Below are 15,650 nucleotides of genomic sequence, written 5' to 3' on the forward strand. Positions count from 1 at the left end.
GAAGCGCTGATTGGCGTCTCATCCTTTTTTTGTCCGTGCTGACAGCCTGTAACAATAAATCAATGCGTATACGGCGAGAGCTGTCAGCGTGATAGCGGGCCCGGTTTCAACAAGCGTATTCCAACCGCTGACGGCAGCAGATACCGCTTCCTGATCGCGGAAAGGGAGGAATACGGACTGGTAAGGTTCGTCCAACGCAAGGTAAAGCGGCTTCCACAGTAAGAGAATAAAGAGTGCGGCATAAATGCCCTGAAGGATACGCGCCGCGAAAAACGGTTTAAAGCGGATATCTGTTTCCGATAAAATGCCGGCTACCTGGGCCTGTACGGAAAGGCCGCTGAACCCGAGAATAAAACTCACAATCATGGCTTTCGGCAGCAAGGCGGCATCAGCTTCACTGACCAGCTTGCTCCCAAGTGTAATTTCAAACATTCCGCTGATAAGAGGGATGTCCAGATTTGCCGGAAGATGAAAAAGCGAAAGCAGCGCATTTGTAAATACAGAAAGCACATCCATGACTTGTACGATTGATAATAACCGGCTGAAAACCGAAAACAATATAATAAAACCGCCCACCATCAGCAAGGTTTGTACAGAAGAGGTGACGGCGTCGCCCAAAATTTTTCCGAGCGGCCGCTTTTCCGAAAGCCGCGCCTTGTGGAGGGCCAGAAATGCTTCCTTCAGAGAAGGAAGAGCGATCGTCTTTTTACCGGTATACGCCGCTTCTTCTTTCCGTCCGTATGAACGCATCGTCAGGCCGACGGCGATGTTTCCGAGATAGTGAGCCGATGCCAGCAGAATGCCGAGAGACGCGTTATGAAAAAAGCCGACTGCCACAGCAGCGAATATAAATAACGGATTGGATGAATTGGTAAAAGAGACGAGGCGTTCAGCCTCTACTCTGGAGATTTGTTTATCCTGGCGCAGCCGTGCAGTCAGCTTCGCGCCGGCCGGATTGCCTGAAGCCATGCCCATAGCCAGTACAAATCCGCCGACCCCCGGCACTCTGAAAATGGGACGCATAAAGGGTTCGAGTAAAAGGCCGACAAACTTGACAATGCCGAATCCGATTAAAAGCTCAGATAGAATAAAAAACGGAAGCAATGAAGGAAAAACTACCTCCCACCACATGGAAAGACCGGTTTTGGAGGCTTCGAATGAGGCCTGAGGGTGTGAAATAACCGTCGCCGTCAAAAAAATGAAAAACAATGAAATCAAAAATGTATGAAACTTAGACAAATTCATTCTTACCTCCCCGATGCTAAAATTGCACACTGACATTTATATCATGATAAAATATAGAACAGACCTTAAAGGCGGCCGGGCAAGTACCTATTTGTCATCCTGTACTAATATACGAGCATAGGGGTTCAATTTAGACCATAGAATTCATGTATAGGATGTCTAATAGGGGGTTCGTCGCGTTGGCCAAACCTACAATCGGGTTAGCGTTAGGTTCGGGAGGGGCAAGAGGCATCGCTCATCTCGGAGTGTTATCCAGTTTACATAAGCATCAGATTCCAATTGATATGATTGCCGGCAGCAGCATGGGAGCATTAGTCGGAAGCTTTTATGCGGCCGGGCATGACGTGGCCAAGATGAAAAAAGTCGCCAAAGCATTTAAGCGGCGGCTGTACGCGGATTATACGATGCCGAGGCTCGGATTTTTAAAAGGGGACCGCATCAGGCAGCTCGTTCATGCCTATACGTACGGCAAGCCGATAGAAGAACTGCGGATCCCGCTCGGCATCGTGGCCTGCGACCTTCAGACCGGCGAAAAGCTTGTTTTTACGAAAGGTTCAGTATCCGAAGCCGTCCGAGCGAGCATCAGCATACCGGGCGTTTTCGTCCCGCAAAAAATGAACGGACGTATGTTAGTCGACGGCGCGGTGGTCGACAGAATACCGGTTTCCGCCGTAAAAGATATGGGTGCTGATATCGTCATCGCCTCTGACGTATCCCGGGTGAAAAAAACGGAAAAGGCGGCACATATTTTTGATGTAATCATGCAAAGTATGGATATACTGCAAAATGAATTGGTCCGTCACCAGACCATTGCCGCAGACGTCATGATCCGCCCTTCTCTTGAATCATTCAGCTCAAGTTCTTTTGCCAACATTGATCATATGATCACAGCGGGCGAAGAAGCCGCAGACCGGATGATCGGCCGGATTAAACAAGAAATAGAGAACTGGGAGGGCTAGCTCATATGAAAGCAAAACATTTTCGCTGGGTGTTTATCATCCTGATCTTATTAATCGCTGTTACATTTATTAAGCTTCCGTATTACATCACACAGCCGGGAGAAGCATCAGAGCTGAGACCGCTGATTAAGGTGGACGGAGGCTATCCTGAAAAAGGAAGCCTTTCCTTGATGACTGTCAAAGTAGGCCCCGCCAATCCGTATACATATCTTTGGGCGAAAGTGCATCCTTACGATGAAATCGTCTCTGATGAAAGCATAAAAGAAGAGGGCGAATCGGACTCGGATTATATGAAGCGCCAGCTGCAAATGATGAAAAGCTCCCAAGAAAACGCGGTCATTGCCGCTTATCAAAAAGCCGGGAAACAGGTGAAATACTCATTTAACGGGATTTTCGCCAGCTCAGTCGTCTCTGACATGCCGGCAAAAGGAAAAATAGAGGTCGGTGATAAAATCATCAGCGCGGACGGGAAAACATACGAATCCGCTGAAAAGCTGATTGATTATATCAGCAACAAAAAAGCGGGGGAAAAAGTAACGTTTCACATTGAACGGGACACGAAAGAAAAGACCGTTGACATTGTGCTGAAATCATTCCCGGACGACCCGAAAAGAGCGGGAATCGGCGTCGCATTATATACGGACCGGAACGTGAAAGTGAAGCCGGATCTTCATTTCAGCATTGAAAACATCGGCGGGCCTTCTGCGGGTCTCATGATGTCTTTAGAAATTTACAACCAGCTGACAAAACCTGACGAAACAAAAGGCTATAATATAGCCGGAACGGGGACAATCGACGTGGACGGCAAAGTCGGACCGATCGGCGGAATCGATCAGAAAGTCGTCGCCGCAGACAAAGCGGGAAAAGATATTTTCTTTGCGCCGAATCAAAACGGAGCTGAAAATTCTGATTACAAAAATGCGGTAAAAACGGCGAAAGCAATCAAGTCCGATATGAAGATCGTCCCTGTCGACACCATGCAGGACGCACTTGACTATTTGGATCAGCTGAAAGTAAAAAGCACCTGATACAGTCAGGTGCTTTTTTTACGCATTCAAAAAACGCTTTTTGTCTTCATCATAGCGGATCGGGGCTTGTGAAAATTCCTGTTTCTCAAACAATGTGCGTTCAGGTTCGTTTATCGGCAGGCTGTAAACCCGTCCCGCCAGTATGTCCAGATCCAGAGCGGGATGAGAGAAAGAAGAGAGCTTGCTGACGAGAGGTGCGGTAAGCTCTTTTTTCTTTGCCGACAGGTACGCCTGTCCTTTTTTCGTCATTCCGAGAAGACGGATATAAGGAGCGCTTGAAGGCTGTAAGAGCCGATGCATGTCTTCCTTTTTCGTCCGTGTCAGAATGTGCGTGTTCATCCGCTGCAGCCTCGTCCACGTGTATCGTTTTGTTTTCAATCGTTCCATCATTTCGCGATAGGATCGGGCTTGTCTGATGGTGCGCAGAATTCTGTGCTCAAGGCCTTCTTCCACTTCATAGATTCGGCTCAATTCTTCAGCGGAAAGAGTGCTGAGGCTGTATTTTACATATGAAAAATAGTCTTCCGTGCTGTGCCATATTCCGTATGAATTTCTGTATGCCTCCAGCTCACGCGCAGACGCTTCCGGGAGAAAGCTCCTTGCGGCCGCCGTTCCTTTTTCTATCAGCGCTTTCCGGATGCTTGTTGCGCTGGCTATCCGGCTGTTATCTCCGGGAAGCTCGGCGTCATGATACTGGGAAGCGATTCTGGCTGTCGTATAAGGCTTCATAGCGGAACCGGAGGTGTGTATCGCTCTAACGTAGTGAAAACCGAGAATATTGTTCGGCTTGGACAAATCGAGCATGTCCCGCCCTTTGAATATGTGTGAAAAAGCTTTTGAGGCGGCGGCCGGATAGCTGAGACCCTTTTTCAGCTCCTCTTTCAGAATCAGGCTGCAGTCATCTTCCTCTCGGCTGAACGCTTCAGACGCTTCAATAAAGGGTTCGATCCGCCCGTTTTCGCTGCCGAAAAACAAGCTGCTGCATCCTAAATGATGAAGAAGCGAAACGCTGCCGCGCGCGAATAATTCCGCTTTTTGTACGGCATATATATAAGGGAGCTCAATGACAATATCCACGCCGTTTTCCAGCGCCATTTTTGTCCGGGCCCACTTTGAGACGGCGGCCGGTTCCCCGCGCTGCAAAAAAGGGCCGCTCATCACCGCCGCCGCGACGCTGCTGTCCGTTTTGATTTTTGCTTGTTCCGCATGATAGCGGTGTCCGTTATGAAAGGGATTATATTCAACAACCAGGCCGACTGCTTTCATATTTGTCCCGCCTTTCTTGCTATGTTTTGCTTCGTGTGGTACATTTGCAAATGAAGTGCATATTTTAGTCCGTTTCGTTTAGTGTATGCATAGCCTATCCGGCTGTCAACGATTGCATGACGGCGGCATTATGCTGTAAAGAAAAAATATTGACAAAAACATTCTGAAAAGCTATAATCATGTTTGTTGCTTTCCTGAGGTGATACAAATGAAATGGACGATTTATCAGCTTCATCAAATGGCGAAAAAGAGCTTTGAATTTGATGAAACAGTTGAGTTAAATGAGCTGACAAAATTGAATTCTGACATCCGCCGCATTTCTCCTGTCCGGGTGAAGGGCCGCGCGGAGATTGAATCCAAGCAAGTTTCGTTTGACTTTACGATTTCAGGCGAAATGGTTTTGCCGTGCTCAAGAACTTTAGTTGATGTGCCGTATCCATTTACAATCGCGACAAAAGAACTGTTTAGATTTCATAAGTCGGATGATATAGAAGATGAGGACGTTCATATTGCTGAAGACGATATCGTCGACTTAACTCCGATCATAAAAGAAGAGATTCTTTTAGAAATTCCTATGCAAGTCTTTTGTGAAACTGAACAAAAAGAAGGAGCCGCTCCCCAAGTGGGGAAGGATTGGCAAGTGATTTCTGAGGAAGACAAGAAAAATCAAATCGACCCCAGACTTGCGGATCTGAAAAAGCTCTTAACACAAGATGATGAATCTTAACTCTTTAAGGAGGTGGGAATAATGGCTGTACCTTTTAGAAGAACTTCTAAAATGAAAAAAAGATTGCGCCGTACACATTTCAAACTAAATGTACCTGGTATGACAGAATGCCCGTCATGCGGAGAGATGAAATTGTCTCACCGTGTATGTAAAGCATGCGGATCATACAACGGCAAAGACATAAATGTTAAAAGCAATTAATGTATGAAGAAAAGCGCGGGAATCTCGGTTCCTGCGCTTTTCTTTTTTTTGCCCCTCCGGTCTGCTTCCGCCGAAAAAATTGTGAGCCCCAGTAGTCTATCTAATCTATCAGCGGCATATGTATGAGGTAAATGAGCAAATATGGAGGGAGATACGATTGACGATAACGAGACAAGACGCGTGGACGCAAGATGAAGATTTGCTGCTGGCCGAAGTGGTGCTCAGGCATATTCGGGAAGGCGGGACCCAGCTTTCCGCTTTTGAAGAAGTCGGCAGAGCGCTGACGAGAACGGCTGCCGCCTGCGGGTTCAGATGGAATTCTTATGTCAGAAAACAATATCAGTCAGGGATAGAACTGGCGAAAAAACAGCGGAAGGAATTAAGAAAGCAGATCGGGGTGCATTCCGCCAATCTGCCGGGAACCGTCAAACAGCCTCCGATCCGCAGGGCGGAAGGAGAAAAAGAGCTGTCCATTGATGATGTCATTTTGTTTCTGCAGCAATTTAAAGAGTCGCCGGCCGCAGCGGATGTGCGTCATGAAAAAGAAAAACTCACAGAACAGCTGACCGCGCTGCAAAAAGAAGTCGAGGATCTGCGTGAGGAAAATGAAAGCTTGAGAAACAAGCTGGAGATGACGGAAGAAGATTATAAAGCGCTAATTGACATTATGGACAGAGCGAGAAGGATGGTCAATTCAAAAGAAGACGACAGAAAATCGGCGCAGAGCCTGTAAATGAACCGGCCTGGGGGCGGCGCCCGGCCGGTTTTTTATTATGCCGTTTCTCCGGATGTCATTTCACCGTCCATATCGGGATGCCAGATATAAGGATTTTCTCCTTTATCACGCGCCATATCATATTTAACGGGCTCAAAATTCATCTTATCCCAGAAATCTGCTGATTTCATGCGTGAATTTGTCCTGATCGGCATTCTGAAGGATTTTGCAAAATCAACAAGCGCTTTTCCGTATCCGTTGTTTTGATAGCCCGGAAGAACCTCAAGCTTCCAAAGTTCCAAAAAGTCCTGACGCTGATCAAAATACGGATTCGCGCCTCCGTTTACCTGATATAAACTCATTCTCGCCACTAGTTTATCCCCGAAGTAAATCCCGTAAAAAGGCGAGGTGCTGTCATTTTCAATGATATTATCCTGAAGATCTTCAAGCATCGACAGCTCCTGCATCCCGTATTCCTTAAACCTTTTAAATTCTTCGAGTGTCTTAAAGTTGATGAGCAGTCGCTCTATTTTCAACACAAACTCCCCCTTTGTTGTGTTCTACCATTATTGTAAACGCTTTAATTGAAAATTCCAACTATAATATGCTTGCCAGTCTTTTTGCTCAAAACGAAATTGAAGTAATTTGCGGCGGCTTCTGCTATGATAATATGGAAAAATGCAGATATAGGGTGTGACAGTGTGAAAATCGGAATTATCGGCGGCGGAGCGGTAGGCCTTTTATGTGCTTACTACTTATCGTCCCGCCATCAGGTAACGGTCATTACGCGGCGGACGGAGCAGGCTGATGCGATTAACTCAGGCGGTATACGGCTTTTGAAAGACGGAATAGAATGTACGGCGGCATGCAGAGCGCAAACAGGCATCACTTCCGGATTCGACCTCTTAATCGCAGCCGTTAAACAGCACCAGCTAAGTGCTGTGTTGCGGGATCTTGAGACGATAAAAGGGACGAATGTGCTGTTTTTGCAAAACGGCATGGGACACATACACGACATTAAAGATTGGCATACGGATCATTCGCTTTATGTCGGCACTGTTGAGCACGGAGCAAAAAAGATTTCAGATCATGCCGTTGAACATACGGGAGCGGGAGCCGTAAGATGGAGTGTATTCAGCGCTTCCCGGCCGGAAACGCTCAAAAGCATCTTTTCCGGCATGCACCGGGATTTTCCCGTATATGATGAGAACGACTGGTATCGGCTATTAACGGGAAAACTGATCATAAATGTATGCATCAACCCGTTAACTGCATTGCTGCGCGTGAAAAACGGAGAGCTGGTAACAAATGACGCTTACAAAAAATATATGAGAAACGTGTTTGAAGAAGCGGAGACAATACTTGGCCTTGCAGATAGAGAAGAAGCGTGGAACAAGGTTTGCGAAGTTTGCAGACTGACGGAAAAAAATCATTCTTCCATGCTCGTTGATATCATGGCAGGCAGGCGGACAGAGGCCGATGCGATTATCGGCTACCTTGTAAAAGAAGCGGAAAGCCGCGGATTGCCGGCCGTTCATCTCACGTTTTTACACCGCAGCATAAAAGCGTTAGAAAGAAACTGAAACAAAGTCTTTTGAGGTTTTCCGGTAACATGCTATACTCATTTCGGAAACCTAACTATTTATTGGAGAAAGGAAGTTCCAGACAGATGCAGCTAACTGAACTTTCCATCAAAAGTCAAAATAAGTTTGTGCAGCACTATATAGATGGAGAAAACATGTCTTCATTTTTTGATTATGATATTCATTCAGAGGGCGTATGGCAAAAGCGGCTTCATGACCTGTCATCGCGGCCGTTTGCCAGAGAAGAATTAGCGGATTATTTATCCTCCTATCACGAAAAATTTCACTCCGCCGCCATGCAGGCCTCCATCGAAAAACTGAGAGATCCAAAAAGCGCAGCGGTTGTAGGCGGCCAGCAGGCCGGTCTTTTAACGGGGCCTCTTTACACCATACATAAAATTATCTCCATTATCGTACTTGCCAGACAGCAGGAAGAGGTGTTACAGATTCCTGTCGTTCCGATTTTCTGGGTGGCGGGTGAAGATCACGATCTGGAAGAAATCAATTTTGTGCATACGTCAGCAGAGAATAAAGGTCCGGTGAAACAGAAACTGCCGCAGTCGTACTGGAAAAAAACATCGGCGGCTAAAACCGAGCTTGATCAGGAAAAATGCGCGGCTTGGATTGATGAAGTGTTCGCTGCTTTTGAGGAAACGGATCACACAAACACACTCCTTCAAAACGTGAAGCGATGTTTACGCTCATCAGAGACATTCACGGACTTTTTTGAGCTGTTGATCGCCGACTTGTTTCAAGAAGAAGGCCTTATTCTGATGAATTCGGGAGATCCGGGGATTAAAAAGCTGGAAACGAGTATGTTTCAGCAGATTTTAAAACACAATCATGAGCTTGCCAAAGCCGTGTCAGACCAGCAGAGTCTTATGCGGGAAGCCGGTTATCACCCGATTATTGAATCGGACAAAGATCAGGCCAATCTGTTTTACGAACACGAGGGAGAGCGTTTCTTAATTGAAAAAGAAAACGGCGTTTTTGTCATTAAGGAGCTTGACCTGAAGTGGACGAACGACGAGCTTCATACCCATATGGAAGAAAAACCGGAATGTTTCAGCAATAACGTTGTGACAAGGCCGCTTATGCAGGAGTTTCTCATTCCGACTCTGGCGTTTATCGCGGGGCCGGGGGAGATCAATTATTGGGGTGAGCTGAAGCAGGCTTTCTCATTAATGGGCTTTCGCATGACGCCGGTAGTGCCGAGACTGAACATTACGATTCTTGAGCGCCATATTGAAAAGAAGCTTTCAGAACGGAATATCCCGCTTCAGGAAGCGATCGAACACGGCACCGGACACCTGAAAGACACTTATTTTGAAGAGCAGATTCCGGAAGAGTTTTCTTCTGTAATGGAACAGGCGAAGTCGCAGATTGAAGCTGTCCATAAACGCGCAAGGGACGAAGCGCTGAAAGTCGATTCAAGCCTTGAGCCGCTCTTACAGAAGAATGCCGCCTTCATTCAAGATCAGCTCTTGTTTTTAGAACGGACGGTAACGAAAAGAATTGAAGAAAAAGAAGGCTTTGTGCTGCGTGACTATGAAAGAATCCAAAACAGCATCAGACCGCTCGGCGCTCCGCAGGAACGGATTTGGAATGTGATGTATTATTTGAACCGCTACGGTCCAAAATTCTTCACAACCTTCAAACATCTGCCATTTTCTTTTCAAAACCAACATCAGATTGTCAAACTTTGAAATAAAGTTTTAAAGAACCCTGAATAGTTCAGGGTTTTTTTTTATGTGTAAACAGTGTAAAATGAGGTTGTGGAGAGAAGTGGCGGATAGTGGTGAGTTTAGGGGAGAAAGTGGGGGTCCTTATCATGTTTATGGGTGAATACCGGCATACTGTTGATGCAAAGGGCCGCATGATCGTACCCGCAAAATTCAGAGATGGCCTCGGTGAGCAGTTTGTGCTGACCAGAGGACTGGACCAATGCCTTTTCGGCTATCCGATGAATGAATGGAAGCTGATTGAAGAAAAGCTGAAGGCTCTGCCGCTCACCAAAAAAGACGCCCGCGCATTTACCCGATTCTTTTTTTCCGGTGCGACCGAATGCGAACTGGACAAGCAGGGAAGGGTTAATATTGCGTCATCTCTTCTGAATTACGCAAAACTGGAAAAAGAATGTGTTGTCATCGGGGTTTCCAATCGAATTGAATTGTGGAGTAAGGTAATATGGGAACAATACACAGAAGAGCAAGAAGATTCATTCGCTGAAATTGCTGAAAACATGATTGGATTTGATATATAATGGATCTTCGTGCATCACAACAACAACTGACAATTCAATTCATTCCTTATAAAGGTGGGACCGACACAAATGTTTCAGCATAAGACAGTACTTCTTCGTGAAACCGTCGACGGTTTGAATATCAAACCGGACGGAACCTATGTGGACTGCACCCTTGGCGGCGCCGGGCACAGTACATATTTATTGCAGCAATTATCGGAAAAAGGACGCTTGATCGCCTTTGACCAAGATGACACAGCACTTGAAAACGCAAAGAAAACATTGTCCGAATACAAAGGACAGCTTATTCTGGTAAAAAGCAACTTTCGTTATTTAAAAGAGTGTTTACATGAACACGGCATTACGAGTGTCGACGGAATTTTATTTGATTTAGGAGTATCCTCTCCGCAGCTTGATACACCGGAACGGGGATTCAGCTATCATCATGACGCACCGCTGGACATGAGGATGGACCAGTCGGCCGCCCTTACGGCGAAAGAAGTCGTAAATGAATGGCGGTATGAAGACCTTGTGAGGATTTTCTTTAAATACGGAGAAGAAAAATTCAGCAAGCAGATCGCCCGAAAAATTGAAGAGGCAAGAGAAAAATCGCCTATTCAAACAACCGGCCAACTGGTCGATCTAATAAAGGACGCGATACCGGCTCCGGCGAGAAGAAGCGGAGGTCATCCGGCCAAACGTGTATTCCAAGCCATTCGAATCGCCGTAAACGACGAGCTTCAAGTATTTGAAGAGGCCCTCTTGCAAGCGATAGAGGTGCTGAAGCCGGGCGGAAGGGTGTCTGTGATCACTTTTCACTCGCTGGAAGACAGAATGTGCAAGACGACATTCAAGGAAAAATCATCACTTCCCGAACTGCCTCCGGGTCTTCCCGTGATACCGGAAGAATTTGAACCGGAATTAAAACTGATTACGAGAAAGCCCATTACGGCATCAAAAGAGGAGCTTGAAGAAAATAACCGCGCCCGGTCAGCGAAGCTCCGCATTGCGGAGAAACGAAAATAACGGGCAGCAAATGACAACATTAAAGGAGGTCATCAGCCTATGAGCAACTTAGCTTACCAGCAGGAAAAACAACAACGGCCAGTGATAAGTCCCGAAAAAAAGGTGATTGTCAAAAAGAGGGCTTCCATTACACTCGGGGAAAAGGTGCTGCTCGTCCTGTTTGCCATTGCCGTTCTCTCCACATCAATGTTTATCGTATCAAAGGCATACGCGGCGTACCAATCCAATATTGAGGTGCAAAAACTGGAGGAGAAAGTATCTGAGAAGAATAAGCAGATCGGTGATCTCGAAAAGACGGCTGCTGACTTAAGCCAGCCGCAGCGCCTGATGGATATCGCTAAAAAGCACGGTTTGAATCTGAAAGATAAAAAAGTGAAAAACATACAGGAATGATAACCCATGCCGAAAAAAAATAAGTTTATGAACAGAGGAGCAGCGATACTCAGTATTTGTTTCGCTCTCTTTTTCTTTGTCATTCTCGGGAGAATGGCGTACATTCAATTAACCGGTAAAGCAAACGGTGTAGAACTTGCAACAAAAGCGACCGAGCAGCACGAAAAAAAGCGGACGATAGAAGCGAGCCGCGGCTCTATTCTTGACCGGAACGGCAAAGTGCTTGCAGAGGACACGGCGACATATAAGCTCATTGCCGTGCTTGATAAAAAAATGACGAGTGATCCGAAGCATCCTCAGCATGTCAAAGACAAAGAGAAAACGGCGGAAAAACTGGCGACCGTTATTAATCTTGATAAAAGCAAGATTCTGGACATCTTAAACAGGGATGGCGCGAAGCAGGTGGAATTCGGTTCAGCCGGCCGCGATATCTCTTATGCGAAAAAACAAAAGATCGAAAAAATGAATCTTCCGGGTATCTCTTTCTTAAGAGATACGAAGCGCTACTATCCGAACGGCATATTTTTGTCAAATGTTCTCGGCTATGCCGATGTGAATGAAAAAACAAACGAGATACAAGGCTCTTTAGGGCTTGAAAAAATACTGAACAACTATCTGACGGAACGCGACGGATCCGTCACTTACGAAAGTGATAAATCCGGCTGGAAACTTCCGAACAGCAACGAAAAAATCACCGCACCTAAAAACGGTGACAATGTATATTTAACCATTGATCAGAAAATTCAAACCTTTTTAGAAGACAGCATGACGAAAGTAGCGGAAAAATATAAACCGAAAAAAATTATGGCGGCTGTCGTAGAACCGAAAACAGGCAAAGTGCTTGCGATGGGGCAGCGTCCGAGTTTTGACCCGAATATCAGAAACGTCACCAATTATTACAACGACTTAGTGTCGTACGCATATGAACCGGGATCGACGATGAAGATCTTTACGCTTGCCGCGGCGATTCAGGAAAATGTGTTTTCTGCAAACGAGAAATATAAATCAGGAACATATAAAGTGGGAGGCGGACCTGTTAAAGATTGGAACGATGGCGCCGGCTGGGGCATGACAAGCTTCCATGACGGCCTTATGAGGTCTTCAAATGTTGCTTTTGCCAAACTGGCCAACGAAAAACTGGGGTTTGACCGGTTTAATGAGTACCTGCACAAATTCGGGCTCTATCAAAAAACAGGGGTTGATCTGCCCGGTGAAGTATCAAGTAAAATTAACTACAAATATGATTTTGACAAAGCGTCTACGGCTTACGGCCAAGCATCGGCGATAACGCCGATCCAGCAGCTGCAGGCGGTCACGGCGATTGCCAATAACGGCAAAATGATGAAACCTTACGTCATTGATCATATTGTCGACCCCGATACGAAAAAAGTCGTCAAGCAGACAAAACCAGAGCAAGTAGGCACGCCGATTTCGGCCGATACGGCGAAAAAAGTCCGGAATCTGCTCGGAGAAGTCGTGACGTCAGACATCGGAACGGGAAAACCTTATAAAATTGAAGGATTTGACGTCGCGGGTAAAACGGGAACCGCACAAATCGCCGGGACGGGCGGATATTTAAAGGGAACGAGCAACTATGTGTTTTCATTCATGGGCATGGCGCCGAAAAATGATCCTAAGCTCGTCATCTATGTAGCCGTGCAGCAGCCGCAATTAAAAGCGGGGCAAAGCAGCTCTGATCCTGTCGCGGAAATCTTTAACCCGACGATGAAAAACAGCCTCCACTACATGAATATCGAACCGACGGAAAAAACAGATTCCGGTCAGGAAGAAACGAAAAGCCAAAAGATGCCTGACCTGACAGATAAGACGGTCAAGAGCGCTGAGAAGGAAGCAAAAAATGAACATCTCACACCGATTGTCATCGGCAGCGATGTTGCCGTAAAAGAGCAGTATCCGACAGCCGGAGAAGATGTAATCACCAATCAGAAAATCTTCTTAAAAACAGACGGAAAGATGACGATGCCGGATATGTCCGGATGGTCGAGACGGGAAGTGCTTCAATTCAGCAAAGTATCAGGCATTCACATTGATGTGAGCGGTGAAGGTTACGCTTCAAGCCAAAGTGTGAAAAAAGGCAAAGAACTGAAAGAAAATACCGTGATCAAGGTGAAATTTAAAAATCCTGATTAACGGGACAGAGAAGTCCGCGGATGCCCGCGGGCTTCTTTTTTATGCGCCGCCGTTCTATGTGTCCAAGCTGAGGCATAAATTGAAACAAGCCTAAATAAGGAGTGGACGGTCCCTTGCGCGTTTCAAATGTAACGGTTCGAAAACGTTTATTACTGGTTTTGCTTTTTGGCGTAATCATTTTTTTGATCATTGACAGCAGATTAGGCTATGTCCAATTTGTGATGGGAGAAAAGCTGACTTCACTGGCTAAGGATTCCTGGAGCCGGAATTTGCCGTTTGAGCCTGAGCGGGGAGAGATCCTTGACCGAAACGGCGTGAAGCTGGCTACTAATAAAAGCGCGCCGACCGTCTTTGTCGTACCGCGCCAGATCCAAAATCCCATAAAAACGGGCAAACTTCTCGCGTCAGTTTTAAATATGTCGGAAGAGAAGGTCTACAAACACATTACTAAGAAAACCTCCATAGAAAAAATCTCACCCGAGGGGCGGAAAATTTCCAATAAAAAAGCGAAAGAAATCAAAGCGCTCGACTTAAAAGGGGTTTATGTGGCTGAAGACAGCATCCGCCATTATCCGTACGGAAGCTTTTTGTCCCATGTTCTCGGTTTTGCCGGTATTGATAACCAGGGCCTTCTCGGATTGGAGGCTTATTATGATGATGACTTAAAAGGTGTAAAGGGATCCGTGAAATTTTATACGGATGCCAAGGGGAAGAAAATGCCTGATGAAGCGGATGATTACACCCCTCCGAAAGACGGACTTGATATGAAATTGACGATTGACGCCAAGGTTCAGACGATTATAGAAAGGGAGCTCGACAATGCAGCGGCGAAATATAACCCGGACGGAATGATTGCGGTCGCAATGAATCCGAAAAACGGGGAAGTGCTCGGCATGTCAAGCCGTCCTGATTTTGATCCGGCTGACTATCAATCGGTGGATCCGTCCGTTTACAACCGAAACCTGCCGGTATGGAGCACATATGAACCGGGTTCGACCTTTAAGATTATTACGCTTGCGGCGGCGCTCCAAGAGCAAAAAGTAAACTTGCAAAGAGACCACTTTTATGACAAAGGATTTGCCGAGGTCGACGGCGCCCGCCTCCGATGCTGGAAAAAGGGCGGCCACGGTTCGCAATCTTATCTTGAAGTCGTTCAAAATTCCTGCAACCCCGGGTTTGTACAGCTCGGGGAACGACTCGGAAAACAAAAGCTGTTTCAATATATTAAGGACTTCGGCTTTGGAAAGAAAACGGGCATTGATCTGCAAGGGGAAGGAACGGGGATCTTATTTCCGCTTGACAGAGTCGGCCCGGTCGAACAGGCGACAACCGCTTTCGGACAAGGGGTTTCCGTCACGCCGATTCAGCAGGTGGCAGCCGTTTCCGCAGCAATAAACGGCGGAACGCTTTATACTCCGTTTATCGCCAAAGAGTGGGTTGATCCCGTTACGAAAAAAACTGTTAAGAAACAATCGCCGATTGCGAAAAGGCAAGTTATTTCCCAGGAAACGTCAAAGCAGATCAGATATGCTTTAGAAAGCGTCGTCGCTCAGGGAACGGGGCGGAATGCTTTTGTGGAAGGATATCGCGTCGGCGGAAAAACAGGTACCGCACAAAAGGTCAAAGACGGCAAATATCTCGAAAACAACCATATCGTCTCCTTTATCGGCTTTGCGCCGGCTGATGACCCGAGCCTTGTCGTGTATGTCGCGGTTGATAATCCGAAAGGCACGATTCAATTCGGGGGAACCGTCGCCGCGCCGATTGTCGGAAATATGATGAGAGACAGTCTGCCTGAGCTCGGCGTGAAACCGCGAAAAAATCAAATCGAGAAAAAATATCAATGGAACGACACAAAAACAATAGAGGTTCCGAATGTTGTAGGGATGTCTGTCTCTGATCTTGAGTCGCTGCTTGTCAATTTGAATATTGACTCCTCAGGAAAAGGAAGCAAAATTGTGAAACAATCACCTGCAGCCGGAACGAAAGTAAAAGAAGGCTCAAAGATCCGTGTTTACTTGAGTGAAGAATGAGTCTTTTTGAGGCAGCCGATTGTTTTCGGCTGCCTCTTATCGTAAAGAGAAAAAAAGAAGATAACTTTTAAGATTAACTGG

The 15,650-nt window shown here is 46.3% G+C and carries 15 protein-coding genes; 12 read left to right on the forward strand and 3 right to left on the reverse strand.

Annotated features, from left to right (window positions below; translation table 11 throughout):
- Positions 1–18: 18 nt before the first annotated feature.
- Positions 19–1,245: a sporulation integral membrane protein YlbJ gene (gene ylbJ / locus SB724_RS03125; protein ID WP_012117492.1), complete on the reverse strand. Its 1,227-nt coding sequence runs from the start codon at positions 1,243–1,245 to the stop codon at positions 19–21.
- A 179-nt stretch (positions 1,246–1,424) separates the two neighbouring features.
- Between ylbJ and SB724_RS03130 the strand changes: the two genes are divergently transcribed.
- On the forward strand, positions 1,425–2,204 hold the full coding sequence (locus tag SB724_RS03130) for a patatin family protein (protein ID WP_410570054.1): 780 nt from the start codon (positions 1,425–1,427) through the stop codon (positions 2,202–2,204).
- A 5-nt stretch (positions 2,205–2,209) separates the two neighbouring features.
- Positions 2,210–3,232, forward strand: coding sequence for a SepM family pheromone-processing serine protease (locus tag SB724_RS03135; RefSeq protein WP_410570056.1), 1,023 nt, complete (start codon positions 2,210–2,212; stop codon positions 3,230–3,232).
- 18 nt (positions 3,233–3,250) lie between these two features.
- Here the strand turns inward: SB724_RS03135 and SB724_RS03140 are convergent, their stop codons facing one another.
- Positions 3,251–4,498: a nucleotidyltransferase gene (locus SB724_RS03140; protein WP_410570058.1), complete on the reverse strand. Its 1,248-nt coding sequence runs from the start codon at positions 4,496–4,498 to the stop codon at positions 3,251–3,253.
- A gap of 208 nt (positions 4,499–4,706) precedes the next feature.
- Here SB724_RS03140 and SB724_RS03145 point away from each other — a divergent pair, with 208 nt between their 5' ends.
- The 3 genes from SB724_RS03145 to gerR all read left to right on the forward strand — a co-directional run bounded on the left by SB724_RS03145 (position 4,707) and on the right by gerR (position 6,159).
- On the forward strand, positions 4,707–5,225 hold the full coding sequence (locus SB724_RS03145) for a YceD family protein (RefSeq protein ID WP_007611260.1): 519 nt from the start codon (positions 4,707–4,709) through the stop codon (positions 5,223–5,225).
- 21 nt (positions 5,226–5,246) lie between these two features.
- Complete coding sequence (gene rpmF, locus SB724_RS03150; RefSeq protein ID WP_003154457.1) at positions 5,247–5,426, forward strand: 50S ribosomal protein L32; 180 nt, start codon at positions 5,247–5,249, stop codon at positions 5,424–5,426.
- Positions 5,427–5,583: 157 nt separating this feature from the next.
- Positions 5,584–6,159, forward strand: coding sequence for a sporulation-specific transcriptional regulator GerR (gene gerR / locus SB724_RS03155; protein ID WP_003154450.1), 576 nt, complete (start codon positions 5,584–5,586; stop codon positions 6,157–6,159).
- Positions 6,160–6,197: 38 nt separating this feature from the next.
- Here gerR and SB724_RS03160 read toward each other — a convergent pair whose 3' ends face one another.
- On the reverse strand, positions 6,198–6,680 hold the full coding sequence (locus SB724_RS03160; RefSeq protein ID WP_007611262.1) for an N-acetyltransferase: 483 nt from the start codon (positions 6,678–6,680) through the stop codon (positions 6,198–6,200).
- A gap of 162 nt (positions 6,681–6,842) precedes the next feature.
- Here SB724_RS03160 and SB724_RS03165 point away from each other — a divergent pair, with 162 nt between their 5' ends.
- The 7 genes from SB724_RS03165 to SB724_RS03195 all read left to right on the forward strand — a co-directional run bounded on the left by SB724_RS03165 (position 6,843) and on the right by SB724_RS03195 (position 15,569).
- Positions 6,843–7,724, forward strand: coding sequence for a 2-dehydropantoate 2-reductase (locus SB724_RS03165; protein ID WP_410570062.1), 882 nt, complete (start codon positions 6,843–6,845; stop codon positions 7,722–7,724).
- Positions 7,725–7,810: 86 nt separating this feature from the next.
- Complete coding sequence (gene bshC / locus SB724_RS03170; protein WP_410570064.1) at positions 7,811–9,430, forward strand: bacillithiol biosynthesis cysteine-adding enzyme BshC; 1,620 nt, start codon at positions 7,811–7,813, stop codon at positions 9,428–9,430.
- A gap of 125 nt (positions 9,431–9,555) precedes the next feature.
- On the forward strand, positions 9,556–9,987 hold the full coding sequence (mraZ, locus tag SB724_RS03175; RefSeq protein WP_032874823.1) for a division/cell wall cluster transcriptional repressor MraZ: 432 nt from the start codon (positions 9,556–9,558) through the stop codon (positions 9,985–9,987).
- Between the two features lie 69 nt (positions 9,988–10,056).
- A complete protein-coding gene (rsmH, locus tag SB724_RS03180; protein WP_007409704.1) occupies positions 10,057–10,992 on the forward strand; it encodes a 16S rRNA (cytosine(1402)-N(4))-methyltransferase RsmH in 936 nt (311 codons plus the stop codon).
- Positions 10,993–11,031: 39 nt separating this feature from the next.
- The gene (ftsL, locus tag SB724_RS03185; RefSeq protein ID WP_003154442.1) at positions 11,032–11,385 is read left to right on the forward strand and encodes a cell division protein FtsL; all 354 of its coding nucleotides are present in this window, start codon (positions 11,032–11,034) and stop codon (positions 11,383–11,385) included.
- Between the two features lie 6 nt (positions 11,386–11,391).
- Positions 11,392–13,536 (forward strand): penicillin-binding protein 2B, encoded by a 2,145-nt coding sequence (gene pbpB / locus SB724_RS03190; protein ID WP_410570066.1) that lies wholly within the window; start codon positions 11,392–11,394, stop codon positions 13,534–13,536.
- A 113-nt stretch (positions 13,537–13,649) separates the two neighbouring features.
- Positions 13,650–15,569, forward strand: a complete 1,920-nt coding sequence (locus SB724_RS03195; protein ID WP_003154438.1) for a stage V sporulation protein D — start codon at positions 13,650–13,652, stop codon at positions 15,567–15,569.
- Positions 15,570–15,650: the final 81 nt, after the last annotated feature.

This window comes from Bacillus sp. SIMBA_031, assembly GCF_046535225.1.
In the GTDB taxonomy this organism is placed as follows: domain Bacteria; phylum Bacillota; class Bacilli; order Bacillales; family Bacillaceae; genus Bacillus; species Bacillus velezensis.

Coding starts and splice junctions, on each gene's coding strand:
- ylbJ (WP_012117492.1), bottom strand. CDS start 1,245: ATGAATTTGTCTAAGTTTCATACATTTTTGATTTCATTGTTTTTCATT.
- SB724_RS03135 (WP_410570056.1), top strand. CDS start 2,210: ATGAAAGCAAAACATTTTCGCTGGGTGTTTATCATCCTGATCTTATTA.
- SB724_RS03140 (WP_410570058.1), bottom strand. CDS start 4,498: ATGAAAGCAGTCGGCCTGGTTGTTGAATATAATCCCTTTCATAACGGA.
- SB724_RS03145 (WP_007611260.1), top strand. CDS start 4,707: ATGAAATGGACGATTTATCAGCTTCATCAAATGGCGAAAAAGAGCTTT.
- rpmF (WP_003154457.1), top strand. CDS start 5,247: ATGGCTGTACCTTTTAGAAGAACTTCTAAAATGAAAAAAAGATTGCGC.
- bshC (WP_410570064.1), top strand. CDS start 7,811: ATGCAGCTAACTGAACTTTCCATCAAAAGTCAAAATAAGTTTGTGCAG.
- mraZ (WP_032874823.1), top strand. CDS start 9,556: ATGTTTATGGGTGAATACCGGCATACTGTTGATGCAAAGGGCCGCATG.
- rsmH (WP_007409704.1), top strand. CDS start 10,057: ATGTTTCAGCATAAGACAGTACTTCTTCGTGAAACCGTCGACGGTTTG.
- ftsL (WP_003154442.1), top strand. CDS start 11,032: ATGAGCAACTTAGCTTACCAGCAGGAAAAACAACAACGGCCAGTGATA.
- pbpB (WP_410570066.1), top strand. CDS start 11,392: ATGCCGAAAAAAAATAAGTTTATGAACAGAGGAGCAGCGATACTCAGT.